Origin of the sequence: Pontibacter ruber, assembly GCF_023630205.1 — a bacterium.
Taxonomy (GTDB): Bacteria; Bacteroidota; Bacteroidia; order Cytophagales; family Hymenobacteraceae; genus Pontibacter; species Pontibacter ruber.
On record NZ_JALPRR010000004.1, the window covers coordinates 185,587 to 211,684 of the forward strand.

Below are 26,098 nucleotides of genomic sequence, written 5' to 3' on the forward strand. Positions count from 1 at the left end.
ATAACACAGGATGATTTCCAGCACAGGAAATCATGATAAAAGAAGACTAATTTAATTATTACATAACAATGGAAATTACCACCGAGAAAGACTCGAACTATAACAACCTGGAGAAGATGTCTGTGAAGGAGATCCTTGTAAACATCAACAACGAGGATAAAACCGTTCCTTACGCAGTAGAGAAGGCGATTCCGCAACTCGAGAAGCTGGCTACAGTAGTGGCCGAGAAAATGAAAGCAGGAGGCAGGTTGTTTTACATAGGGGCTGGCACCAGCGGCCGTCTGGGTGTAGTGGATGCCTCAGAGTGCCCGCCAACGTTTGGTGTGCCGTTTGACTGGGTGGTTGGTATAATTGCCGGCGGCGACAGCGCCATTCGAAAAGCCGTGGAATTTGCCGAAGACGACGCAGAACAGGCCTGGAAAGACCTGCAGGAGTACCAGATAGATGAAAACGACGTGGTAGTGGGACTTGCTGCTTCCGGTACTACACCTTATGTGATCGGTGGTCTGAAGAAAGCGAACGAAATGGGTTTGGCAACTGGCTGTATTGTTTGCAACTCCGGCAGCCCGGTTGCAGCCGTAGCACAATATCCGGTAGAGGTAGTGGTAGGCCCTGAGTTTGTTACAGGCAGCACCCGCATGAAAGCCGGCACCGCACAGAAGCTGGCACTGAATATGCTGAGCACTACGGTGATGATCCAGCTGGGCCGCATTAAAGGCAATAAAATGTTTGACATGCAGCTGACTAACCACAAACTGTATAAGCGTGGCGTTCGCATTATCATGGCCGAGACTGGTAAAGATGAGGCGACTGCAACAGCCCTGCTCGAGAAGTATGGCAACGTGCGCGAAGCAGTAGCAAGCGTAACAGTAGCTTCTTAAGCAACAGCCGGGAATTTAACCTTCAATTGGCTGGTTATTTGTACTTTATTCTGTAATTTGTCAGAGGGTTCGGGCTGTGGGCTTTATGCTGCCATGCCTGAACATTATCTCTGAAAACCCTTTAGCTTATGTCTCCAATTGTTCTTCTATCCTTTTTGATCGGCTATTTCGCCGTGCTGATAGGTATATCCTATTTCACATCAAAGGGGGCTTCGGATAACTCCAGTTTCTTTATTGCCAACCGTAACTCGAAGTGGTATTTCGTGGCTTTCGGCATGATCGGTACGGCCCTGTCGGGGGTTACGTTTATCTCAGTGCCGGGTGCGGTGAGCAACAACAGCTTTGGCTATTTTCAGTTTGTGCTGGGTAATGCAGTAGGCTTTCTGCTGATTGCTTTTGTGCTGCTGCCGCTCTACTACCGCATGAACCTGATCTCCATTTATACTTACCTGGAGAAGCGCTTCGGCTACTGGAGCTATAAAACAGGCGCCATGATCTTTCTGGTGTCGCGCACGATCGGTTCTGCATTCCGTTTATACCTGGTAGCCATTGTGTTGCAGAAGTTCATCTTCGATGCCTGGAACGTGCCTTTTGCTGCCACCGTAGCTATTTGCCTTATCCTCATCTGGGTGTACACGCACAAAGGCGGCCTGAAAACCATTGTCATCACCGACACCCTGCAGACCGTGTTCCTGGTATCATCGGTTATACTTTCCATTGTATTCATTGCCCGCAGCCTGGACCTGAACGTGGTGCAGACGTTTGAAGCGGTGAAGGAAAGCTCCTACTCCAAGATGTTCTTCTGGGAAGATTTCTTTGGTAACAAGAGCCACTTTTTGAAGCAGTTCCTGGGTGGTATTTTCATAACGATCGCCATGACCGGTTTGGATCAGGACCTTATGCAGAAGAACCTGAGCTGCAAGAATATCGGCGAAGCGCAGAAGAACATGCTGACGTTTACAGGCGTTTTCGTAGCCATCAACATTTTCTTCCTGAGCGTGGGTGCCCTGCTGTACATGTTTGCTCAAGCTAAAGGTATAGATATAACATCGCTTAAAACACCGGATCACCTGTTCCCGGAGATTGCCCTGAACCACATGGCCCTGATACCGGCCGTTACGTTTATGCTGGGTTTAACGGCGGCTACTTTTGCCACTACCGACTCAGCTCTTACAGCTTTGACTACCTCTTTCTGCGTTGACTTCCTCAACTTTACAAAGAAAGAGAACCACGACGATGTAAAGCTGATCCGCACGCGCCACCTGGTGCACGTTGGTTTTTCAGTGATCATGCTGCTGGTTATACTGGTGTTCAAGCTGATCAACGATGATTCGGTGGTGAATGCGATCTTCAAGGCGGCCGGTTATACCTATGGTCCGTTGCTGGGTCTGTTCGCTTTTGGTATGGCCAACAAGCGTGCCGTTGCCGATAAACTGGTGCCATATATCTGCCTTATTTCGCCGATCATCACCTATGTCCTGGACTCCAATTCAGTTGCCTGGACAGGTTATGCCATGAGCTTTGAGCTGATCATTATCAATGCGGCGATTACGTTTATACTTTTGCTTGTTACCAGCAAAACTGGTGGCGGTGTGATGATGGATGCGTTGAAGGAAGCCGAAAGAGGCAGCAAAGTAAAACAAACAACTTATTAAGCATTATCCTTTATGGAAATTGAAAAGCTTTTGGAAAGTGTTTTGCCAAAAGCACGCATACGGGCACGGCTGATCGACGTCGTGTCTTACGCTTCTGACGCGGGCTTTTACTACCTCCGGCCGAAAGCCGTGGTGCAGCCCGTTTCAGAAGAAGAAGTGAAAGGTTTGTTCGCACTTTCGCACAAACATAACATTCCGCTTACCTTCCGTACGGCCGGTACCAGCCTTTCGGGGCAGTCTGTAACAGATGGTATACTGGTAGACCTGAGCCAGTTTTGGAATAAGATTGTCGTAGAAGGCGAGGGCGAACAGGTACGGGTACAGCCCGGCGTGATCGGCGCTATTGTGAATGCCCACCTGCGCAGGTATAAACGCAAGATCGGCCCGGACCCGGCAAGTATAAATTCGGCCATGATGGGCGGTATACTTTCGAACAACGCCAGCGGCATGTGCTGCGGGGTTAGCAAGAACTCGTATCACACCACCCGGTACATTCGGTTTATGCTGCCAAACGGCAAAACGTATACGACCGAATCGAAGGCGGATTACAGTCGGTTTGCGGCAGAGAGCAGGGAGCTGTACATGAGACTGCAGCAGCTCAGGTCGCAGATCCTCAACAAGCCGCAACTGCACGATCTGATCCGGCACAAGTATAAAACCAAGAATACGGTTGGCTACTCTGTCAACGCCTTTATCGATTACGAACATCCACTCGACATACTGGCGCACCTGCTGATCGGTGCCGAAGGTACACTTGGCTTCATTGCCGAAGCGGTGCTGCAAACGGTACCGGATTACCCAGCCAAATCTACCGCCCTGCTATACTTCCCGGACATCTATGCCGCCTGCCAGGCCATTGTGCCGCTAACGGTAGCGGGTGCCGAAGCGGTGGAGCTGATGGACCGCGCCTCGCTGCGTTCAATTGAGCACATGGCTGGTGTTCCGGCTGTGATCAAAACCTTACCGGAAACGGCAGCGGCCTTGCTGGTAGAGTTCCAGGCGAACACCGTGCAGGAAGTGCAGGAAAAGATACTTAAGTTTATGGCGTTGGCGCCTGAGCTTTCGTTGCTGGAGCAGCCTGTGTTTACGACTGACCCAATCGAGCAGGCTTTCCTGTGGAAGGTGCGCAAAGGCATGTTCCCGGCAGTAGGTGCGGTGCGTGCCAGCGGTACAACAGTGCTGTTGGAAGATATTGCTGTACCAGTTGCTAAACTGGGCGACGCCATACTTGATCTGCAGGAGCTTTTCAGAAAGCACAACTATAGCAATGCCATCATCTTCGGCCACGCCAAAGACGGCAACATCCACTTTGTGGTAACACAGGCTTTCGATACACCAACTGAGGTGGCGCGCTACGACATCTTCCTGAAAGAAGTGGTGGACCTGGTGGTGAAGAAGTATAACGGCGCCCTGAAGGCAGAGCACGGTACCGGCCGTAATATGGCTCCTTTTGTGGAGACAGAATGGGGTGGCGAGATCTACCAGATCATGAAAGCGCTGAAGGAGGTAGTCGATCCAAAGAACCTGCTGAACCCGGGCGTAATCATCAACAGCGACAAGAATGCCCACATCAAAAACCTCAAAGACCTGCCGAAGGTGGAGGAGGAAGTGGATCGTTGCATGGAGTGTGGTTTCTGTGAGCACAAGTGCCCGAGCCGCAACATCACGCTTACGCCTCGCCGTCGCATTGTGGTGCGCCGTGAGTTGCTGAACCTGAAGCGAAAAGGGGAGAAAAAACAACATGACCAACTGCTGGAGCAATACCAGTACGATGGGCTTGATACCTGTGCGGTAGACGGCCTTTGCGCTACTGCCTGTCCAGTTGACATTAACACCGGCGACCTGGTAAAACGCCTGCGTCGAGAAAGTCACGATGACTTTGCCAATAACCTGGCGCTAATGGTGGCCAAGAACTTCAAGCCGGTCTCGTCTATAGTGAAGGTTGGTTTAAGTACAGGTGTAGGTATAAATAAAGTACTGGGTGCCAACACACTTGCCAAACTGACCAAAGGCGCTAAGAAGCTGGTGCCGGCTGTGCCGCTCTGGTCAAACTTACTGGCTCCGGTGCCTGGTTTCTCTAAGTATAAATCATGGTCTGGCGAACAGGCGAAGCTACAAGCAGAGGTGGTATACTTCCCGACCTGTATCTCGCGCACAATGGGTGGCGCGGAAGGTGGCAAGAAGAACACCATCGAAACTTTCATCAGTGTTTCTGAAAAAGTAGGGGTAAAATTCACGATACCGCAGGACGCCCAGAGTACCTGCTGTGGGCAGATTTTTTCCTCCAAAGGCTTTAACAAGGCCTATGAGTATACTTCTAACGAAACAATAGAAAAGATCTGGAAGTGGACGGACGGGGGCCGTTTGCCACTGGTGCTCGACATCACATCCTGTACCTATACTCTGCAACACTGCCGCCCGGTGCTCACGCCGGAAAACAAGCAGAAGTTCGACGCTATCCGGATCATCGACAGCATTGATTTTATTTCTGATTTCCTGTTGCCAAAAGCCGAGGTACTGCGCAAGAAGGAGCGTGTCGTGCTTCACCCGGTTTGCTCTCTTCAGAAAATGGGACTGGAAAACAAGTTCGTAAGTATAGCCAGGCAACTGGCCGAGGAGGTAACGGTGCCAATGCACGCCGGTTGCTGCGGCATGGCCGGTGACCGCGGTTTCCTGGTACCGGAGCTGACGGCTTCGGCTACGCTGCCAGAGGCACAGGAAGTGAAACAATGCGAGTACGACGGTTACTACTCTTCTGCCAAAACCTGCGAAATGGCCATGACCGAAGCAGTAGGGAAGAACTATGAGTCTATCGTGTACTTGCTGGATGAGTGTATCTAGTTGAATTAAAAGTATAAAAAGCAGCAGCGCCCGTTTCTGGTTAGAAACGGGCGCTGCTGCTTTTTGTAATACCGCTAGTTTGAGCGTAGCGGTAACTGGTGGTAGAGTATGAGGCCAGTTTGCAACTGCCGAAAGTATGGCTCTGATGAACGCCAGTTACAAACTGGCCTCATGTGCAGCCACAAGTTGCGCTGACGCTAAACTTGCGCCATGATCTAACATAAAACAGCTGTGCCCGACTTAGAGAGTCGGGCACAGCTGTTTTATGTTAATGTGGTATAATAAATTTACAGTACCGTCACCAGACTGGCATACTCTGTCAAAGCAGGATCAGTTGGCTTGATGTCAGTGATCAGGTAATGGATGGCGTTCAGGTCGCATACTTTCATGTTCTGGGCTGAATCAAGCTTTTCGGCAATGCTCATGATCGCCGTCTTCTTCGCAGAGCGGATCATGGCTTTCTTTACCTGCACCACCTCCCAGTCCGAATCGGTAAGACCGTCTTCCAAAGAAATACTGTTGGTGCCCAGTATGCACAGGTCCACCCGTATCTCGGACAGCTGGTTGATAACCTGAGAACCGATCATGATGTGCGAGTTCTTCGAGAGTTGGCCACCCAGCAGGATCACGTTGATGTTCGAGCGTTCGGCAAGCTCTAAGGCTACCAGCGGGCTTACCGTGAAAAAAGTACATTTCAGTGTATCGGGTACCATGCGGGCTACCTCGATCATGGTTGTACCGCCGCCTACCAACACCGTCATGCCATCCTGGAACAACTGAATTGTTTTGCGTGCAATCTCCTTCTTCGACTCTTTGGCATACACCTCGAGCTGCTGAAACGGGTTGTGGAACGATTTGGATAATGCGCCACCATGCACCTTTAAGATCTTGCCGCTCTCGGCCAGTTCATGCAGGTCGCGTCGCACTGTGTCTTCCGACACATTAAGCTTTAAGCTTAAATCCGATGATAGTACCTTGTTGTGCAGATTGATCTGCTTTATGATAAAAGCTTGCCGTTCCTCCTTTAGCATATGTCCTATGTTAAGCGGTAAAGGTCAAATATAAATGATTTTTTCTATATAACAGAAGTATAGGATGTTCTGTTTTTTTGCTGCAGTAACACCAGTTGTCTTCCTGATTTACAACAAGCTACTACCTGTTTAGGTGTGCTATATCCGTATAAAATACGAAAGCCTGCCTTCTCTGTGCTCATTTTCAGAAGCTTTCAGGAAGACAGGCTTTGGTATTTATACTTAAGCATTAAGTCAGCAAGTATAAAGCATAAAAAGATTATACTTTCACATAGATCTTCTTCTTGTCCATCCAGAAACCGATCAGCCACATTACCAACATGTACGAGAGCGCAAACAGCAACGAGGCTGTTTTACCTTCCGACCAGGTCAGGAAGAGGTGTTCGTACAGCCACTTCTGCAGGCTGATATCACCGATACGGATGAAGTTGAGCAGCTTGATAACGAGTGTGGCAAAGGCGAAAATGAACAGCGGGTTTTTGCCGAATGCCTCGAAAAAGTAGGACCATTTCACGTAGCCGGCAACCTCCATGATAAACATCAGCGTGCCCAGTATGATCAGGCTAAGGCCAATCGAGTGCAGCACGTAAGAGCTTGTCCAGATCGGCTTATTGATCGGGAAATAGATGTCCCATACCAGGGCCACTGCCACCAACACAGCGCCAGCCAGATTCAGCTTGAACACGGTGCGCAGGTTGTTGCCCTGTTTCTGGATGAACAGGCCAGCAAAGTAGCCCGCAATCACATTCACCGTGGCAGGCAGGGTGCTCAGCAGTCCCTCCGGGTCAAACGGTATGCCGAAGCCTTTGTAGGTATTCTCTTCAGGCAGGAACATGCGGTCGAACTTAAGGGCGGCGTTGCCCTCCAGGCTATACGGATCGGCAGGATCGCCAAAGAAATACATCACAGCCCAGTAGCCCAGCAGGGTTACCACACCAAAAATCATTGCGCCGTTATACTTCAGATACCGCACCACCAGCGAGGCAATAAAGTAGCAAAGGGCAATACGCTGCAGCACGCCCAGTATGCGCACAGCCGTAAAATCCTTCAGCACGATCTCGTTTTCCGGTGACCATTTTACAAATGGAAAGAGGTTAAGAAACAGGCCGATCAAAAAGATAAGAACGGTTCTTTTGAGAACTTTGCGCAGGAATACACCATTGGTCTGCTTCTCAAACTTGCGCATGCTAAAGCTCATGGCATTGCCCACTACAAACAGAAAAGAAGGGAATACCAGGTCGGTAATGGTAAAGCCATGCCAGGCCGCATGTTTGAACGGAGCATAAATGCTGCCCCAACTGCCGGGGTTGTTCACCACGATCATCAATGCAATCGTCATGCCCCGGAGCACGTCAAGTGCCAGGTATCTTTCAGCTGTTCTGGGTTGTAGCAAGCCGGCACTTGTGAGAGAAGGTGCTCTTGTTAGCTTGTTCATAAAAGGTGCGTATTTAAGTATGATCAGAACTGAAGTATAAGGTATAAAAAACAGCAGAGCCGCTCTAAGAAGGTAGAGCGGCTCTGCTGTTAAATATTTATTGTTGTACAGTGGACGCCCCAGCGGCTTTGGCTTTTTCGATGGCCTCGTAAACTACCTGCAGCACGTTGGTGCGGGTGTTCAGCTTGCTCAACTTGCTGTTCTCGCGTGTCGGGTTCACACGGTTAGACAGGAACACGTATACTAGGTCGTTTACCGGATCGATCCAGGTATAGGTACCGGTAAAGCCGGAGTGCCCGAAGCTTTCAGCCGGTGCGCTCTTGGCTGCGTTGCCATTCTCAGAGCCAGGCTTGGACGGACGGTCAAAGCCGAGGGCACGGTAGTTGCCCTGGTCGCAGAACTGGCACTTGCTGAACTTGCTTACGGTATTGCCCCGGATGTACTCCTTGTTGGCATACGTACCGTCGTTTAAGTATAACTGCATCAGTTTGGCTACATCGTTGGCATTTCCGAACAGGCCGGCATGGCCACTCAGTCCGCCCAGCATGGCAGCCCCTTCGTCGTGCACGGTGCCGTGCAGCAACTGCTTACGGAAGTGTGGCTCATACTCTGTAGGTACAATGCGCGACAGTGGGTAATACTTGTAAGGGTTGAACGTAAGCGTAGTAGCCCCGATCGGACGGTAGATCTGGTTTTTCAGGTAGTCTTCAAAGTTCAGGCCTACGATTTTCTGCACTACCAGCGGCGCAAGTATAAACGACAGGTCGCTGTATACGTATCCCGGCTTTTCGTTCAGCGGAGATTCCATAATTTCGTCGTAGATCTTATCGGCATACTTGCGGTGGATGTACAGGTTCTGCGCTACTTTGATCGGGAAGCGGGCCGAAGAATCAGCTTTGAAGGTTTTCCACTTGAAGTGGCCGTTCTTTTTCACGGTCTCTTTCCAGAACGGGATCCATGCCTGCAGGCGGGCCTGGTGCGTCAGGATGTCGGTATACTTCAGATTCGCCTTGTCGGTGTCTTCAGTCAGCTCCGGCAGGTAAGCGCCCAGCGTTTTATTTTCGTCAAAGCGGCCTTCACCTTTCAACTTCATGAAAGCTGCCAGCGAGGTGCTGATCTTGGTTACGGAAGCCAGGTCGTACAGGTCGGTGTTCTGTACCGGTGTCTGGTTGTCGTAGGTATGATATCCGAAGGATTTGTAGTAGATCACTTTTCCATTTTTGGCTACCAATACCTGGGCGCCTGGCGTTGCCTTTTCTGCAATAGCCTGTTGCACCAGCGAGTCGATGCCGGCCAGGTGCTGCGACTTAAGACCTACCGCCTCCGGCGTAGTATAAGCCAGACGAAGTCCTCCTTCAGTCTGCAGACCATCCCCGATCTTGAAGGCATTGCTCACATTAACCGGCAGTTTGCCTTTGGCGCCGGTACCGCCAAACACCATCTGGGCAACAAGGTCCTGGGTAAGGGCGGTCTCCTGGTAAGCGGCAATAACAGCGTCAGCTTTTTCAATGCCTTCGAACTTGGCAAGGCTATACACGTTGCCAAACACACCTACGATGGTTTTCTTAGAGCGCATCAGGTCTTTCAGGAACAGGTTCATTTCGGCTGTGATGCCGAAGGTGCCGCTGCCGGAAGCTTTTAGTTGTAGCTTGTGTACGCCTGCAATCACCAGGTTGTAATCCTGCAACTTTGCTTTCAGGGCCTGCAGATCAGCAATCGTAGCGGTAGGAGCCAGGAAGAAGGTATCTACTTTAGTGTAGCGCGACAAACCACGCTGGAAGTCTGTTTCCTTGGTTGTACCGATGGCCAGGGCTGCTACTTTCAGCGTATCCAGTGTCTGCACCGGCAGGATGTTGTTCTTGTTGCGCAGCAGTGTAAGCGAAGCCTCGGCCAGCTGGCGCTGAATATACTGCGCATGCGGGTTGTTCAGGTCTTGTATCAGGTTTTTAGTTTCGATCGGCTGCCATTTGTCCAGGCCCATCCATTGTTTGGCCATCAGTACTTTGCGTACGCGCAGGTCAATCTCTTCCTGCGTAATCTCCTTGTTGGCAATTGCCTTTTTCACTTCGGCGATGGTGGTTTTCACGTCCATCGTGTTCAGCAGGATGTCGTTTCCGGCCAGCAAAGCTTTCACATCCACAATGCCAGGAGGGTAAAATTTGGCTACGCCCTGCATGTTCAGCGCATCCGTAAACACAATGCCTTTGTAGTTAAGCTCTTTCTTGAGCAGGTCGGTTACGATCGGCTTGGAAAGGGTAGAGGCCAGGTTGTGCGTGTTGTCCAGCACCGGAATGTTCATGTGTGCTACCATCACGCTGCCCAGGCCGTTGGCCATCAGCATACGGAATGGGAACAGCTCCGTGGAGTCGAGGCGGATGCGGGAGAAGTTGATGAGTGGCAGACCGTAGTGCGAGTCTACGTTGGTGTCGCCGTGGCCCGGGAAGTGCTTGGCACTGGCCAGTACGTGGTTGTCCTGCATGCCCTTCATGTACGCCATCGATTTGCGCGCCACGTTATACTTGTCTTCGCCAAAAGAGCGGAAGCCGATCACCGGGTTGTTGGCGTTGTTGTTGATATCCACCGTTGGGGCGAAGTTCACGTTGATGCCCATGCGCTTGCACTGACGGGCAATCTCGGCACCCATTTCATAGATCAGCTTTTCATCCTCGATACCACCCAAGGCCATCTGGTACGGGAAGCCCATGGTGCTGTCAAGGCGCATGGAAAGTCCCCACTCACCGTCAATGGTTACCATTAGCGGCACTTTGCTCTCGCTCTGGTAACGGTTGGTCATCTTGGCCTGGCGCACCGGACCGCCCTGGAAGAAAATCAGGCCGCCTACTTTATAAGTTTTGATCAGGTTGCTGATCGAGTCGATGTGCGCCTGGTTTTTGTTCGAGTATACCGGAATCATGATCAGCTGGGCGATACGCTCCTCCGGTGTCAGCGACTTCATCACAGAGTCTACCCATTGGACTTTAGCGCCCAGGAAGGGTGGATCTTTCTCCGGATTGAAACTGGTAGCCGTTGTGGTTGTTGCCGCTGGCTTGCGGAATTTTGCGCCTTTTGTCTGGCCTTGCAAGTTCGTCAGGCCTAGCATCGTTAAAAAGATGAAGGCAAAAGGAATGTAAAGGTGTTTTTTCAAAACGATCAGTGTTATTGTAGTAGCAAGATTATATGCAATTTAAGAGAATAAAGTATACTAAATATTTTTATTTGCGTGAATATTTTAAATTCCTGCAAATAAAAGCAATATTGTAGTTCCAATACGAGGTACAGTACTGGCAATGGAGTAATACCGGAAAAGGCCATACAGCAATTTGCCGGATCCTGCCAAAGCTCGTCTTGTGTACCTGTATCTGGAGCCGCTATAAAGATCACTATTTATGAAGCATTTTTCAACCCGGCTGTTCACTCTTTTATTGTCGGGTATGGTTATTACCTCCTGTGCTGTTAACCCGTATGCGGCCACCAACCGCTCTTATAAGAAACAGGCAAAGGCCTATGCCAAATTGCTGAAGGCAGCTCCTTTGAATAACCCGGAGGCACCGGCTTACCCCGAGGGAGATTACTGGGTGGGGACTACCAACTTTAACATGCGCAAACCAAACTATGTGGTGATCCACCACACGGCGCAGAACTCCACGGAGCACACGCTCAAAACCTTTACCATGCCTAAAACGAGTGTGAGTGCACACTACGTGATCGGGCGCGACGGCAAAGTATACCATATGTTAAACGATTACCTGCGGGCCTGGCACGGTGGCGCGGGTAAGTGGGGAAATGCCACAGACCTGAATTCTTCCTCTATCGGCATTGAACTGGATAACAACGGTTCAGAGCCTTTCCCGGAAGCACAGATCAGCAGCCTGATCGGGGTACTGGCTACGTTGCAGAAAAACCACGGCATCCCTTCCGCCAACTTCATTGGTCATTCGGATATCGCTCCGGTGCGCAAGGTAGATCCAAGCCCTGCTTTCCCCTGGAAGACGCTGGCAGACAAAGGTTTTGGCTTGTGGTACGACGAGGACGTACTGGATAGTGTGATGGTGCTGAAGAAGCAGCCTGTGCCGCTAAGCAAGGTGCCGCAGGATTCGGTGCTGGTATTTGAGCAGGTGCCGGTGCACCCGCCGGTGCCGGAAAGCTTCAACCCACAGGAAGCCTTGCGCATCATCGGCTTCGATACCAAAGACATGAACGCAGCTGTAAGGGCCTTTAAGATACATTTCATACAGAAAGATGTCGAAAGCCCGCTAACCGAGGCGGATAAGAAAGTGCTCTACAACCTGTATAAGAAGTATATGTAAAGGGCAGGTTCCGCAGCAGCCGCTGCCGGGAAGTATAGCCAGAACCACGAACAGTACCTGAAAGCAGGTAAGTTGAATAAGAGAGTAAAGTATAAACAGAGTAACAAGTAACACATAGCAATAAAACAAGCCATGGCTCGATTAAACCTATTGGAAGAAACGCGATTTGAGAAGCTGCCGGTAACAGTATACGAAGACCAGCGGGAGGCCTCGGTGGCAGTTGCCCGCCGCATTGCCACCCTGATCCGCTCCAAGCAGGCGCGGGGAGAGCAGGCCGTGCTGGGTTTGGCCACAGGTGCTACTCCGGTAGGCGTGTATGCCGAACTGGTGCGCATGCACCGCCAGGAGGGGCTGAGCTTTGAAAACGTAGTAACCTTCAACCTGGACGAGTACTACCCAATGCTGCCAACTGCGGTGCAGAGTTACGTAACGTTCATGCACGAAAACCTCTTCGACCATATCGACATCAGAAGAGAAAACATCCATATCCCGGATGGTACCCTGCCTTTAGAGGAAATTCATGCGTACTGCCTTAACTACGAGCAGCAGATAGAAGCACTGGGCGGGCTGGACCTGCAGGTGCTGGGTATCGGCCGTACGGGCCACATCGGTTTCAACGAACCGGGTTCGGCGCCAAACTCCGGTACGCGCCTGGTAACGCTGGACGACCTGACCCGCCGCGACGCCTCCCGCGACTTTGGTGGTAAGGAAAACGTGCCGCGCAAAGCCATCACCATGGGTATCGGCACCATCTTCAAAGCGCGCGAAATTATCCTGATGGCCTGGAGCGGTAAGAAAGCACCGATCATCAAGAAAGCAGTGGAAGGGGAAATGTCGTCGGAAGTGCCGGCTACGTACCTGCAGCTATCTGACAACGTGGAGTTTGTGCTGGACAAGGATGCCGCTTCGGACCTGACACGCTTCAACACGCCATGGCTGGTAAAAGACTGCGCATGGGATCAGGCCCTGATCAGGAAAGCAGTGATCTGGCTGGCCAAAACGCTGAAGAAACCAATTCTGAAGCTGACAGACGAAGACTACAACGCCCATGGCATGGCGCAGCTGGTAACCGAACAGGGACCGGCCTATAACATCAACATCGAGATATTTAACCAACTGCAGCAGACCATTACGGGCTGGCCAGGTGGTAAGCCGGGTGCTGACGACCGCAGACGCCCGGAGCGTGCTTTGCCGGAGCAGAAGCGCGTGGTGATCTTTTCGCCGCACCCGGATGACGACGTGATCTCGATGGGTGGTACCTTCATCCGCCTGGTAGATCAGGGCCACGAGGTGCACGTAGCGTATCAGACTTCCGGCAACACCGCCGTTTGGGACGACGATGCCCTGCGCTTTGTAGAGTTTGCCATCGATTTTAACCAAAGTATAGGCCAGGATGGAAACCAGCTGAAGGAGATGTACAAAGAGATGCGCCACTTCCTGGAGTCCAAGCAGCCAAACCAGATCGACCCGCCGGCGCTGCGTGATGTAAAGGCCTTTATCCGTAAAAGTGAGGCCATTGCCGGAGCCCGTTATGCCGGCCTGCCAGACGAGCAGATCCACTTCATGGCGCTGCCTTTCTACGAGACAGGCAAAACCGTGAAGAACCCGGTGACGGATAAGGACGTGGAGCTGACCATGGAGCTGCTGCAGAAAGTGAAGCCACACCAGGTATTTGTAGCCGGCGACTTTGCCGACCCGCATGGTACGCACATTGTTTGCTTTAGAATTGTGCTGGAGGCCCTGCAGCGCCTGCGTCAGCAGGAGACGTGGACAGAAGACTGCTGGCTGTGGATGTACCGCGGCGCATGGCACGAATTCGAAACACACGAAATCGAAATGGCGGTGCCGCTTTCTCCGCAGGAAGTGGAACGCAAGCGCAACGCCATCTTCAAGCACCAGTCGCAGAAAGACAGGCCGGTGTTCCCGGGCGACGACGCCAGAGAATTCTGGGTGAGAGCTGAGGAGCGCAACCGCGAAACTGCCAGGAACTACGATGAGCTGGGTCTGGCAGAGTACGAGGCGATGGAAGCTTTTGTGCGCTGGAAGTTCTAATAAAGTACAATAAGCCAACGGCAAGGCAGTACACCTGTGCCGTTGGCTTTTTTACTTAACCATTTTTATACTTGCCAAACCATCAGGTTTATACTTTGATTACCTGAACAGTTAAGCAGCATTATCTCTCACCCTTGATTCCCAAAGCTCTGGCATGAACATTAAAAAAACAGTACTGGCATTTATACTTTGCGTTTCTTCCTCCGTTGCGGTGGCACCTGCCTTTGCACAGGGCGCGAAGCAGGCAAAAGAGATCTCCATCATACCGCAGCCCCTGCAGCTAACCACGCAGAGCGGAAGTTTTATACTTTCGGCAGGTACGAAGATCTATGTCGAACCGAAGAATGAGGAGCTTAGCAAGATCGGGCAGCGCCTGGCGCAGGAGATAAAAGCTGTATCGGGTATACAGCCAGAGCTGATCCAGAAAAAGCCGAAGAAAAAAGATACCAACCTGATCTACCTGACACTGCAAAATGCTGCGGACTCGCTGGGAGAGGAAGGCTATACTTTAAGTGTAAAAACAAACCAGATCACACTGGCGGCCAACAAGCCGAACGGTATTTTCCTGGGCACGCAAACTATCAAGCAGTTGCTGCCCGCTAAGAGCACATCGGCAAGTATAGCCATCCCGGCAGTAGATATTATAGACAAACCACGTTACCATTGGCGGGGCATGCACCTGGATGTAACACGGCATTTCCAGCCGGTGGAGTTCGTAAAGCGCTACATCGATTACCTGGCCATGCACAAGATGAATACCTTCCACTGGCACCTGACCGATGACCAGGGCTGGCGTATCGAGATAAAGAAATACCCGAAACTGACAGAAGTAGGCGCCTGGCGCGACAGCACCATGATCGGCCATTATTGGGACCTGCCGCAGACCTATAAAAAGGAGCGCCATGGTGGCTTTTACACACAGGATGAAATACGCGAGGTGGTAAAGTATGCGCAGGAACGCTACATCAACGTGGTACCTGAAATTGAAATGCCCGGTCACGCGCTGGCAGCCCTTACTGCTTACCCGGAGCTTTCCTGCACTGGTGGTCCTCATAAAGTGGAATCGAAGTGGGGTATTTTTCACGATGTGTTCTGTGCCGGCAACGAGCAAACGTTTACTTTTCTGGAAGGCGTGCTGACAGAGGTGATGGACCTGTTTCCAAGCAAGATCATTCATGTTGGTGGCGATGAATCTCCGAAAACCCGCTGGAAGGTATGCCCGAAATGCCAGGCCCGCATCAAAGCCGAAAACCTGAAAGACGAGCACGAACTGCAGAGCTACTTTGTGCAGCGCATGGAAAAGTTCGTGAACAAGAACGGCAGAACCATTATCGGTTGGGATGAGATACTGGAAGGCGGTCTGGCCCCGAATGCCTATGTAATGTCGTGGCGCGGAACAAAAGGCGGTATAGCGGCTGCCAAGGAGAAACATTACGTGGTGATGACGCCGGGCACGCATTTATACTTCGACCACTACCAGGGCGAACGCGAACTCGAGCCAATTGCCATCCACGGGTACAGCACCTTGCAAAATGTATACTCGTTTGAGCCAACGCCAACGGAGCTTTCAGCAGATGAACGCAAGTATATCCTGGGCGCTCAAGCCAACGTCTGGACAGAGTACATCCCAACAAAGGAACATGTAGAATACATGATCATGCCGCGCATGTCGGCGCTGTCGGAAGTGCTGTGGACACCGGCTCAGAAGAAGAACTGGGAAGACTTTAAAGTACGCATGCAGCAGCAGTACAAACGCTACGATGCCATGGGAGTAAACTACTCCAGAAGCGCTTTTAACGTGCGTCAGCAGATAAAAGTAGATACACTTCAAAGTATGGCAACTGTAAGCTTTGCGACCGATGCCGCCAATGTAAAGATCTATTATACGCTGGATGGTACGGAGCCAACCTCCTCTTCTAAAGCCTACACCCAGCCATTCACATTGAAAGAGTCTGCTACCATAAAGGCGGGTGCTTTTGCAGATGGCAAGCTGGTGGGTAAAGTAAGCACCAAAACCTTTGATGCACACAAAGGCTTCTCCCGTACGGTTTTGCTGAACACGCCGGCGCACCCGAGCTACTCCAACAAGGCAAACCTGGTAAACGGCCTAAAGGGCTCCACCGACCAGACCGACGGCCATTGGACCGGTTTTCTGGGCACGGACATGGAAGCGGTGGTAGATCTGAAAGAGGCAAAATCCATCACGAAACTGAATACCTCGTTCATGCAGAACATCGGCTACCGCATTTTTCTGCCTGCGCAGGTAACGTATGCCGTGTCTACGGATGGGGTAAACTATAAAACCGTGAAGGTGATCACAAATGCGAATCCGAATGCTGAAGAGGGTATCCTGAAGCGGGACGTAACAGCGGCTATACCGGCTACCAAAGCACGTTTTGTGAAAGTAACGGCAAAAAGCATCGGCGTAAGCCCCGCGCAATACCCGTCTGCAGGGCAGAAAACGTGGTTGTTCTCTGATGAAATAATAGTAGAGTAAGCACAGAAGTATAACTGAATAAATTTATATATTGTACCTTCAACCTTGCTTTGCTGAAAATAAGTACAGCCATTTTGCTGCTTATACTTTCCTTAATGTTGAAGAAGGCTGATTCATACTTTGCACCTTACATAATCAATAGTATACATAATGACAAAAGTAGCTTCCTCTGCTAACGACAAGGCAGTACAGGCGGGTGGTTCCAACTTCCTCAGCCCGATTGTGATCATTGGCATCTTGTTCTTTATTTTCGGGTCGGTTACCTGGCTCAACTCGGTACTGATCCCATACCTTAAAATTGCCTGTGAACTCACCAATTTTGAGTCATACCTGGTAGCCTTTGCCTTTTACATCTCTTACCTGGTAATGGCGATCCCGTCGGCATGGGTGCTTAAAAAGACGGGCTTTAAGAAAGGTATGGCGGCTGGCCTGGCCATCATGGCGGTGGGTGCTTTGATCTTTATACCTGCTGCGTTGTCACGCACGTACATCATTTTCCTGATCGGTTTGTTTGTGCAGGGAACAGGACTGGCCTTGCTGCAAACAGCTTCCAACCCTTACATCACTATACTTGGCCCTGCTGAAAGTGCTGCCAAGCGCATCAGCATCATGGGTATCTGTAACAAGATAGGCGGTATACTTGCCCCGATTGCACTGGGTGCCATTGTTTTCCTGGATGCCGATGCTTTGGTTAAGCAGTTGGATACCATGAGCCTGCAGGAGCGCGCCATGGAACTGGATGCCTTGGCCCACCGTGTGATTTCGCCTTATATAGTAGTGGCGGTTGCGCTGGTGATCCTGGCTGTACTGGTGTTGCTTTCTTCGCTGCCTGAAGTGGATACTGAGCAGGAGGACGAAACCGTTGCCGCTGCCAATACAAATAAAACAAGCATTATGCAGTTCCCGCACCTGCTGCTGGGCGCGATGGCTTTGTTCCTGTATGTGGGCGTGGAAGTAATGGCCGGTGATACTATCATCAGCTACGGCGCTGCGCAGGGTATTTCCCTGTCAACTGCCAAGTTCTTTACTTCTTTCACCCTGGGAGCTATGATCGTGGGATACCTGATTGGTATTGTTGCCATTCCGAAATTTATCAGGCAGGAAAAAGCATTGCAGGTGTCCGCTATACTTGGTGTTCTGTTTGCTGTAGGCGCCATCTTTACGGAGGGCTATACTTCGGTTCTGTTCATCGCGCTGCTTGGCCTGGCTAACTCACTGATGTGGCCTGCTATCTGGCCATTGGCTATCGCGGATCTGGGTCGCTTCACTAAAATAGGGTCTTCGCTCCTGATCATGGGTATTGCCGGTGGTGCTATCCTGCCGTTAATATACGGTTCGCTTGCCGACGCTATTGACGCCCAGCAGGCTTACTGGATCATGGTGCCTTGCTACCTGTTCATTTTATACTTTGCAGCTGCCGGACATAAGGTAAGAACAAAGTAATATAAACAAGAAAACAAGAGCGCCATACTTGCTTTGGCAATTACGGCACTCTTAAGAAACAAAAGACCCGCACCTGTTAAGGTTGCGGGTCTTTTGTTTTAGTTATACTTATCAGTTACAGGTTTTTGATGGCGTTGAACCAGTCGGTGCCTGCCTGCAGTAGCCCCTGGTCTGACGCATGGATCGGATCTTTGGGGATGCGCGGATAGCCGTCTGTCTGGATGAGGGTAGTGCGCTTGTCGGCAGCAGCCCGCTTTGCTTTGGCATCATTTACATCCTGGGCATAAGGCATGTCCTCCACATCCGAGAAAACCCTGTACACCACACGCCTGGTGCTGCTCAGGTAGGCTACCTGGTCGAGGGCGGCAAAGAGGGCTTGTTCGTTGGCCTGGTAGTCAGCGGCTTTTTCCTGATACTGGGCATCAAATTCTCCCTGCCACCACGCTATGGATTTAAACACAGGCTGTTTCCCATCGGCTTCCAGCGCCTTTCGGGCTTTATCGATGGTTTGCGTTGCCTGCGCAAATATTTCATTCGATTCTGGGTGCCAGTCTTGTACTGCGCTGGTGCCGGACTTGTACAACTGGGTACCGCCGGTGCCTGCTACTACAAAGTATACATCCTTCTTTTTATGTGCCTGCAGCAACTGTGCTGCTTTTAGTACCGGACCAAACTGGTCTTTGCCGGTCTGCGTGTTCACGCCGGCCTGCATGATCTCAAATTTTCCGTTGTCTTTGTTATAGATGTAGCAGCCTTCCAGGGGCTTGAGCATGTCTTCAGGCAACTCATAGATGTGGGCCATGCCTGTGCTGTTCGACTGCCCTATGATCACGTGCACATCCACTGCATTGTCTGGTACGGGTGCTGCATTGGCAGGCGATTCTTCGTCTTTCTCGGCGCAGGAAGCGAGCAGGAGAAATCCGGACAGGATCTGTAGTAGTATTGTATAATATTTTATCATCTGACCTATTGCTTGTAATGAAACACTAAACGGCTACCGCCTATGTATAGTATTCTTCTTTGTAAGAAACTTAGTGTAGAACGAATCAGGATTAGTTTGGTTGAGATTTTGTATATGGTACTATGCCATGGTGGTGTTGCTGCAGGTATACCTGGCGCAAGAGCGGGTGATTAATAAACGATAACAGATTAGGTACAAATCAGCAGACTAAGGAATAATGTTCTGGTGTTGCTGTAAAAGAATATTTGCCAGCAAGTATAGAGTTTAATGCACAGTAGTGTAGCAATTTTGCTGAAAAACAGTGCTATGAAAAGAATCAGTGCAGCATGTATATAGTTTGTTTGTGATACGATTAAATTTTATACTTTTGCGCTGCACTTTGTGGTAGAGGTGCCACATAAACGTATACAAGCTTAATTATGCAAATTCTAAGACACGTACTGCTGATCATTGTGGCAGTAACCATGTTGGCCTCCTGTTCCTCCTCCAGAAAAACACCAAAGCGAACAGGCAGGGTTATTATTATTGAAGACAGCAAAAATGTTCGCGTTGCAACCGGGCGTAAAGACAATGGCCTGCACAAAGGCTGGTACAAGAACCCGAACAACCCGCATCACCCACGCACAACCAACCCAGGCCATACCAAGCACAAAGGTGGCTCAAAGGGCAACACCGTTATTGTAAAGTCTCATGCTGCACCTGCCCAGAAAGGCAACTCCGGTAAAGGCAACGGCAATTCCGGTAAAGGAAATGGTAACGGCAAAGTCAAGAAAAAATAACAGCTGCTAACACAGCAGCAATGGCATAAAAGGCGAGCTCTCCAAAGCTCGCCTTTTTATTTTCCGGAAAGAGAAGATGTATTTAGATTACCATACTACCGGAGAGAAATGGCCCTGCTAATGAACCATCAGGTATGTTCTTAAACAGGCGGCACTTTGCAAAACCTATCGCAAGTTTGTCTTAATCAGCTTTAATAACTCTACAGGTTATCTGAATAGCTGAATTTACGCGTCTTTGCTTTTCTAAATAAATTATATTAAACTTATATTTATTTATAAAGTATAAATGTTCTGCAGTGGCCGTTCAGCTTGTGTTGTCGAAAGTATAGAGGAAGGGGTAGCCTGATGGCCTTTGATTTTCTGGTTTAACACTTAGCTAACGCGGCCTATGACAACACTTAAACTTACCCTCTATCTTCTTACAGTAATCCTGATGGCGTCCTGCTCGCCGCTTGCCAGATCCAATAAAGCTATTTTGATGGACGACGATGGACGCAGCATGCGCTTTGTAAACGGAAAGCAGGACAAGGTGCATAAAAAGTGGAAGAGCAACACCTACAAAGCAAAAAGCAAGTTTGCAAAACGTCGCCGGTAAATCTATCTGTTGCCTCTGCTACTTTTACCTGCTGCTCCCGTATAAGCGCGTATGCTGCCACACGAAGCACGATATAGCCGCACGCCAGATTCCGAAAGACTTAAATGGGTAGATTCGGTCGTTAAAATTATGGACAACCAGTTCCGGCTGCCCGGAACCAACTTCCGCTTTGGCCTTGATCCCATACTTGGTCTGCTTCCGGTGGTTGGCGACCTGGCTTCTTTTGCCGTGTCAGCAACCCTGATCATGACCATGGCACGGCACGGGGCGAGCGGAAAACTCGTGGTGCTGATGCTGCTCAATGTGGCGCTCGATGCCATTATTGGAAGTATACCGGTGCTGGGGAATATCTTTGATTTTGCTTTTAAGGCCAACGAACGTAATGTGCGCCTGTTGCGCAGCCACTACGAAGAAGGCCGCTACCAGGGCAGCGGCAAAGGCATTATAGTGGGTGTTCTGATCGGTATTATCGTGCTGTTTATCCTGCTCGGCTGGGCGCTCTGGGAACTGGCACAATTCAGTTACCACCTTATTTTCGGATAAAGCAACTATAGCCGGCCCATTGCGCGGGCTATGGCTACGGCTTTGTGTGCACTTTCCTCCTTGTCTTTGATCTCGAGCATCACATCAAAATCCAGCCCTTCTGTTTCTGTCAGAAAATCATGGAAAAGCTGCTCCTGTATATTTTGCACGTGCTTGCCCTTGCGCTCTCCCGGCGACTGGGAACTATAATCCATCATCAGCACGCCGTCGCGTTCCGGTTGCCAGGTTTGTGCTGCCAGCATTACAGCTTCGCGCATCGGCTCCCCGTTGTTCACACATTCGTGGTGCAGGTTATCAAATATGATTGGCATGCCCGTTAGTTCGTGTAGTATGAGGCAATCGGTCAGGCTGTAGGTGCGATCGTCGTTTTCCACGCAAAGCCTTGCTTTTACAGCCTCCGGCAACATGGTGTGGTATACTTCCGCAAAACGATTCAGGGCTGATTCTTTATCGCCGTAGGCACCGCCGCCGTGTATCTGCAGTTTTGCTGTGGTATCCAGCCCCATCAGGTCGAGCACACTGCCTTGGTACACCAGCTCAGCAATGCTGTTTTTTACCGTTTCGGGGTTAGGCGAGTTGAGCACCACAAATTGATCGGGGTGCATGGAGATGCGCATATTGTTGTTCTTGATGTAATCGCCGAGGCGGCGGAAGGTCATCTTGAAATGCTCCTGCCAGTTATAGGTATTAATGGCATGGGAGGCAAATGGCACCAGATCGGACGTAAGTCGAAAGAAAAACAACCCGTGCTTTACGTTGAACTCGAGTATGCGCCGCAGGCACGCCAGGTTCTGCTCCACCGTCTGGATCAGGCGCTCTTCGGAGTAAGATGCCAGGCGGAATGTGCGTGAGGAGGAGCAGTCGAGGGTTAGGTTGATGCAGGGATAGCCGATCTTCATTGCGTTTTCTGGTTTTGGTAACTACCTAACCTACGCAATCGGCAAATGTTTAGCTTTTTACAGGCTACTGTTATTTGTTGTAACCTGTATTGTCTTTAAAAAAGCGGTTGTACTCGGCTTTTTGCTTTTCGTACTCTATCCTTCGGCGCTCCACCTCTTGTTGCAAAAGCATTTCCTGCAACTTTTTGTTCTGCTTTCCTTCTTTCGACAACATCTCGTAGAGCATCGTTACGGGGCTTAACACGGTAGCTGGTGCGGGTGGTGGTGGTGGTGGTGGCTCCGAGCCAGCCACATAGCCTGGCTTTTTAACATAGTTAGGGTCCTGTCGCTTCATGTTGCGCAAGGCCCGCTGGATCATTTCTTCCGACGGACGACTTGTTACCTCCACTTCGCCCAGCATCACGCTGTCTTCCTGAAGTATAATATTTACCCGCAGCTCCGATACCGGCAATTTTTTAGGCAGGTACAGCAAAGGCTTGAAACCAATTGCCCTTATGAGCAAGGTGTCTTCGGTTTCTATGTCGATCAGAAATTCTCCCTTATCGTCGGAAACAACTCCCTTTGTAGTGCCAACCTTCATGATGCCGGCTCCGGGAATGGGTGTCTTTTTGTCTGACTGCAGCACAGTACCGCGCACCCGTATGTTTTTCTGGGCCAAAGCAGGAAGGCTGCTGAACAAGAACAGGAGTAAAGAAAAGTATAGAAGAAAATATCGATGCATGTACAGGCAAGGTGGCTACCGTCTAAAACGGCAGTCGGTTCTAAAACAATACGTTGGAGACAGCCAAATAGTATGCCAGCCCTAACGTATAGAAGAGAGAAACATCTCTTGCATTAAAGTTACTAAAACTGAGGAAAATACAAAAGCCTGTAAAAGCAGAAACCCATAGCTACGGGCGCTACGGGTTTCCAACTTCTTATTATACGGTTATAAAAAAGCTTAGTTGTTCTTTTTCTGCATGTTATCTCCAGATTTATTTTGCGAGCTGCTTTCTGGCTGCTTGTTGGTATACTTCGATTTGTTTTGCTGCCACTGCTTGTACTGCTCAGGTGTAAGAACCTCCTTCATCTGGCGGTCGGTGTCCTGCATTATCTTTTTCTGCTCGCTTTCCATCTGGCTCTGCGTCATAGGAGCACCGGTCGTACTCATATCATTGCTCATGTTGTTGCCAGAGGTGCCGGCCGCATTCTGATTCTTGTTATTGGCCGCGTTGGCATTCAGGCCTTCGCCTTCGTTGTTGTTGCCTGTGTAGGCATTGTTAGCGTTATTGGGGCGGGTGGCGTCCATGTTCGTGTTCGGGTTGTCGCTCATGTCGTTTTCGGTGTCGTTGTTCGCCTGTCCACCCATCCGGTTTGTTTCGCTGTAGTTGTAGCGGTCTTCCAATTCGCCCATACGTTTTGCACGGTCATAGTATACCTGTTGCACCTTCGTCTGGGTTGGCTGGTCCAGTTTCAGGTCAGAGGCCATGCGGCTGGCTACCTGCTCGGCTTCCTGGCGATACCCCAGGTCAGCGTCGCCGGACATACCGGCTGTGTTATGCGATGCCTCATCGCCATACCCTCGGATGTGGTTTGGGTTCACGTCTTCGTCTACGTTCGCATTGGCTACCTCTGTGGTCGTACCTCTGTCTTCTCCGCACGAAGCGAACATCATTGCACTAACTATAGCTATAGAATAAAATACCTTTTTCATGGTTTCAGCGCTCTTAAGTTTAACTTAGTTGGGAGGTTTAAAAAGAAATAAATAGTATAAAACTTATGTATGCCTCCCTGAAAGTTTTACGGCAGCCCACGTATTATGTTCCTGATCCGGTGTGAAGTATAGCCCATGCAATGCTTCTGTTTGATGTATCGGGGTATTTTTAAGTGCAGATGAGCGCCACAAGCAAGTAAATCTTGGAAATACAAGGAAAGGATTTAATTGGATTATATTTTTATAGTATAGGATGTGAAAAGAAAAGAGCCAGCTTATAGGGCTGGCTCTTCTACAGAAAAGTTCTGTGTGCTTATGCAGCTTTGAGTTCGAATACGGTGATCTCGGGTAAGAAACCTACACGACCCGGATAGCCCAGGAAACCAAGTCCTGTGTTCACATAGAGGTACTGCTGTCCTTTTTTGTAAAGGCCCGCCCACTGGTCGTATACGTACTGTACCGGGCTCCACTTCCAGCCGGGTATGTTCACGCCGAACTGCATGCCGTGCGTATGGCCGGAAAGCGTCAGGTCAACATCTTTGTAATGCTGGTTGATCTCGCCATCCCAGTGCGAAGGATCATGGGAGAGCAGTACCTTAAACGGGCTGTTTTCGGTGCCACTGTAAGCCTGGTGCAGCTTGCCATACTTCGGGAAGCCGCGGCGATTGCCCCAGTTCTCTACACCCAGCACGGCAATGTGCTCACCGTCTTTTTCGATCTTACGGTGCTCGTTCAGGAGGATCTGCCAGCCCATTCTACCATGCGAGTCAATAAGCGTTTGCAGGTTGCGGTGCTTTTCCTCTCGACTTCCCCAGTTTACATAGTCGCCGTAGTCGTGGTTGCCCAGCACCGAAAACACGCCCTGCTTGGCTCTGATCTCTTTCAGCGTATCCATGTGGTCGGTTAGCTCGGTGGCTACGTTATTTACCAGGTCTCCGGTGAAGAACACCAGGTCTGCCTCCTGCTTGTTGATCATCTCAACGGCCTGCTTCAGGGGCTCGGTAGAGGTGAAGCTACCGGTATGCAGGTCAGAGATCTGCAGCATTTTAAAGCCATCAAAAGCTTTGGGCAGGTTCGGGAAGTGCAGCGTTACGCGCTTGACGCGGTAATCGTAAGCGCCCTTCACCATGCCGTAAATAAAAGCCGTGAAAGGAACGGCCGCCACCATCAGGCCCATCTGGTTCAGGAACTTGTTGCGCGACGGGTCGAATTCCGCCACTGCGGAGGTGCTGTTCAGGGCCACTTTGCCCAGGCGCACCACGTCATCAACAAACAGAAACAGCACTACCACCAGCTTGGAAGCGAAAATGATGAATAAAGTACTTGCCAGGTAGGTGCTGAACGAAGAAGGAGGCGTGCCGCGTGTGGCAGAGGCCAGGGCAAAAGTACCTGCCGTTATGGCAAAGATAGTCCAGTATAAAAAGTAAATCGACTTCTGGGCCAGCGGTGCCAGGTTGCGGGTAACCGTTAAAACAGCCTGAAACACATACAGGTCCAGCAGGAAAAGGATCAAAAGGACTATCGCTATGGATAACATACGTTGCATAAATTATATAGAACCAGCTGCCGCTACAGCATGTTTTGGCAGGGCTGGAATCATTCAAAATTAACAGGTAAAACAAATAAAGCGAATGAGGTCGCTACTACTGAACTAATTTCCGGCGAAAAGGATTTCAGCTAGCATCCTTTAACCATCAAATTCTGTACCGTTGTGGAAGAACAAGTACTTGTTTCTGAGGTTTCTGCTTACCAAGCATCGCTTAACATTAAAACCTGGGCAGAGGAGGACCGGCCCCGCGAAAAACTGCTGCTCAAAGGCAAAGCCGCGCTCAGCGACGCAGAGCTTATTGCCATCCTGATCGGCTCCGGCACTCCCAAACTGACAGCCGTGGACGTAGCTAAACTTATACTTGCTGCTGTGGGCAACGACCTGAACGAACTGGCCAAACTCTCGGTAAAGGACCTGATGAAGCACAAAGGCATCGGCGAGGCCAAAGCCATTACCATCGTTAGTGCCCTGGAGCTGGGACGCCGGCGCAAAGAGGCTACTGTAGCTGCCAAGACCCGCATTACCTGTTCCACGGATATCTACAACTACATTAAACCGCAGTTGCTCGATCTTCAGCACGAAGAATTCTGGATCATACTTTTAAACCGCGCCAACGTAGTGATGAAAAAGGAAAGTATAAGCTCCGGCGGCGTAGCCGGCACCGTGGCCGATCCGAAGATCATCTTCAAAAAAGCGCTGGAGCAACTGGCCAGTTCCATCATACTGGTGCACAACCACCCAAGCGGCAACATCAAACCCAGCGCCGCCGACATCGCGCTCACCAAAAAAATGAAAGAAGCAGGCCAGTTCCTCGACCTACCCGTTCTCGACCACATCATCTTCACCGACAACGACTACTACAGCTTTGCGGATGAAGGGCTGTTGTAAGTTAGAGAGTTTGGGAGTTTAGGAAGTATAAACAGAGCACATCATTCTC

19 protein-coding genes are annotated in these 26,098 nt (G+C 50.3%); 11 read left to right on the forward strand and 8 right to left on the reverse strand.

Going from position 1 to position 26,098, the window contains the following annotated elements:
* Window positions 1-68: 68 nt before the first annotated feature.
* The 3 genes from murQ (at window position 69) to MJ611_RS17375 (ending at window position 5,377) form a co-directional block, all read left to right on the forward strand.
* Window positions 69-881: an N-acetylmuramic acid 6-phosphate etherase gene (murQ, locus tag MJ611_RS17365; RefSeq protein WP_250431673.1), complete on the forward strand. Its 813-nt coding sequence runs from the start codon at window positions 69-71 to the stop codon at window positions 879-881.
* 128 nt (window positions 882-1,009) lie between these two features.
* Complete coding sequence (locus tag MJ611_RS17370) at window positions 1,010-2,536, forward strand: sodium:solute symporter (RefSeq protein ID WP_250431674.1); 1,527 nt, start codon at window positions 1,010-1,012, stop codon at window positions 2,534-2,536.
* 12 nt (window positions 2,537-2,548) lie between these two features.
* The gene (locus tag MJ611_RS17375) at window positions 2,549-5,377 is read left to right on the forward strand and encodes an FAD-binding and (Fe-S)-binding domain-containing protein (protein WP_250431676.1); all 2,829 of its coding nucleotides are present in this window, start codon (window positions 2,549-2,551) and stop codon (window positions 5,375-5,377) included.
* A 287-nt stretch (window positions 5,378-5,664) separates the two neighbouring features.
* Here the strand turns inward: MJ611_RS17375 and MJ611_RS17380 are convergent, their stop codons facing one another.
* From MJ611_RS17380 to MJ611_RS17390, 3 genes are all read right to left on the reverse strand, one after another.
* Window positions 5,665-6,408 (reverse strand): DeoR/GlpR family DNA-binding transcription regulator, encoded by a 744-nt coding sequence (locus MJ611_RS17380; RefSeq protein WP_250431678.1) that lies wholly within the window; start codon window positions 6,406-6,408, stop codon window positions 5,665-5,667.
* Between the two features lie 259 nt (window positions 6,409-6,667).
* The gene (locus MJ611_RS17385; protein WP_250431680.1) at window positions 6,668-7,843 is read right to left on the reverse strand and encodes an acyltransferase family protein; all 1,176 of its coding nucleotides are present in this window, start codon (window positions 7,841-7,843) and stop codon (window positions 6,668-6,670) included.
* 97 nt (window positions 7,844-7,940) lie between these two features.
* Window positions 7,941-10,943 carry a glycoside hydrolase family 3 N-terminal domain-containing protein gene (locus tag MJ611_RS17390; protein ID WP_377498022.1) on the reverse strand — a complete coding sequence of 1,001 codons (3,003 nt, stop codon included), beginning with the start codon at window positions 10,941-10,943 and terminating at the stop codon, window positions 7,941-7,943.
* 286 nt (window positions 10,944-11,229) lie between these two features.
* On the opposite strand from MJ611_RS17390, the gene MJ611_RS17395 reads away from it, so the two are divergent.
* From MJ611_RS17395 to MJ611_RS17410, 4 genes are all read left to right on the forward strand, one after another.
* Window positions 11,230-12,150 (forward strand): N-acetylmuramoyl-L-alanine amidase, encoded by a 921-nt coding sequence (locus MJ611_RS17395; RefSeq protein WP_250431681.1) that lies wholly within the window; start codon window positions 11,230-11,232, stop codon window positions 12,148-12,150.
* Between the two features lie 132 nt (window positions 12,151-12,282).
* Window positions 12,283-14,202 (forward strand): glucosamine-6-phosphate deaminase, encoded by a 1,920-nt coding sequence (gene nagB, locus MJ611_RS17400; protein WP_250431683.1) that lies wholly within the window; start codon window positions 12,283-12,285, stop codon window positions 14,200-14,202.
* A 154-nt stretch (window positions 14,203-14,356) separates the two neighbouring features.
* Window positions 14,357-16,699 (forward strand): glycoside hydrolase family 20 protein, encoded by a 2,343-nt coding sequence (locus tag MJ611_RS17405; protein WP_250431685.1) that lies wholly within the window; start codon window positions 14,357-14,359, stop codon window positions 16,697-16,699.
* Between the two features lie 150 nt (window positions 16,700-16,849).
* Window positions 16,850-18,142 (forward strand): sugar MFS transporter, encoded by a 1,293-nt coding sequence (locus MJ611_RS17410; RefSeq protein WP_250431687.1) that lies wholly within the window; start codon window positions 16,850-16,852, stop codon window positions 18,140-18,142.
* 115 nt (window positions 18,143-18,257) lie between these two features.
* On the opposite strand, the gene MJ611_RS17415 is transcribed toward MJ611_RS17410, so the two are convergent.
* Window positions 18,258-19,103 carry a sialate O-acetylesterase gene (locus MJ611_RS17415; RefSeq protein ID WP_250431689.1) on the reverse strand — a complete coding sequence of 282 codons (846 nt, stop codon included), beginning with the start codon at window positions 19,101-19,103 and terminating at the stop codon, window positions 18,258-18,260.
* 419 nt (window positions 19,104-19,522) lie between these two features.
* On the opposite strand from MJ611_RS17415, the gene MJ611_RS17420 reads away from it, so the two are divergent.
* The 3 genes from MJ611_RS17420 to MJ611_RS17430 all read left to right on the forward strand — a co-directional run bounded on the left by MJ611_RS17420 (window position 19,523) and on the right by MJ611_RS17430 (window position 21,020).
* The gene (locus tag MJ611_RS17420) at window positions 19,523-19,882 is read left to right on the forward strand and encodes a hypothetical protein (RefSeq protein ID WP_250431691.1); all 360 of its coding nucleotides are present in this window, start codon (window positions 19,523-19,525) and stop codon (window positions 19,880-19,882) included.
* Between the two features lie 388 nt (window positions 19,883-20,270).
* Window positions 20,271-20,477 carry a hypothetical protein gene (locus tag MJ611_RS17425; protein ID WP_250431693.1) on the forward strand — a complete coding sequence of 69 codons (207 nt, stop codon included), beginning with the start codon at window positions 20,271-20,273 and terminating at the stop codon, window positions 20,475-20,477.
* 51 nt (window positions 20,478-20,528) lie between these two features.
* Window positions 20,529-21,020: a DUF4112 domain-containing protein gene (locus tag MJ611_RS17430; RefSeq protein WP_250431694.1), complete on the forward strand. Its 492-nt coding sequence runs from the start codon at window positions 20,529-20,531 to the stop codon at window positions 21,018-21,020.
* A gap of 5 nt (window positions 21,021-21,025) precedes the next feature.
* On the opposite strand, the gene uvsE is transcribed toward MJ611_RS17430, so the two are convergent.
* From uvsE to MJ611_RS17450, 4 genes are all read right to left on the reverse strand, one after another.
* Window positions 21,026-21,919, reverse strand: coding sequence for a UV DNA damage repair endonuclease UvsE (gene uvsE, locus MJ611_RS17435; protein ID WP_250431696.1), 894 nt, complete (start codon window positions 21,917-21,919; stop codon window positions 21,026-21,028).
* A 70-nt stretch (window positions 21,920-21,989) separates the two neighbouring features.
* The gene (locus MJ611_RS17440) at window positions 21,990-22,640 is read right to left on the reverse strand and encodes a carboxypeptidase-like regulatory domain-containing protein (protein ID WP_250431698.1); all 651 of its coding nucleotides are present in this window, start codon (window positions 22,638-22,640) and stop codon (window positions 21,990-21,992) included.
* Window positions 22,641-22,859: 219 nt separating this feature from the next.
* The gene (locus MJ611_RS17445; protein WP_250431700.1) at window positions 22,860-23,612 is read right to left on the reverse strand and encodes a hypothetical protein; all 753 of its coding nucleotides are present in this window, start codon (window positions 23,610-23,612) and stop codon (window positions 22,860-22,862) included.
* 313 nt (window positions 23,613-23,925) lie between these two features.
* Window positions 23,926-25,125 carry a metallophosphoesterase gene (locus MJ611_RS17450; RefSeq protein ID WP_250431701.1) on the reverse strand — a complete coding sequence of 400 codons (1,200 nt, stop codon included), beginning with the start codon at window positions 25,123-25,125 and terminating at the stop codon, window positions 23,926-23,928.
* 198 nt (window positions 25,126-25,323) lie between these two features.
* Between MJ611_RS17450 and radC the strand changes: the two genes are divergently transcribed.
* A complete protein-coding gene (gene radC / locus MJ611_RS17455; protein ID WP_250431703.1) occupies window positions 25,324-26,049 on the forward strand; it encodes a RadC family protein in 726 nt (241 codons plus the stop codon).
* The last annotated feature ends 49 nt before the right edge of the window (window positions 26,050-26,098 follow it).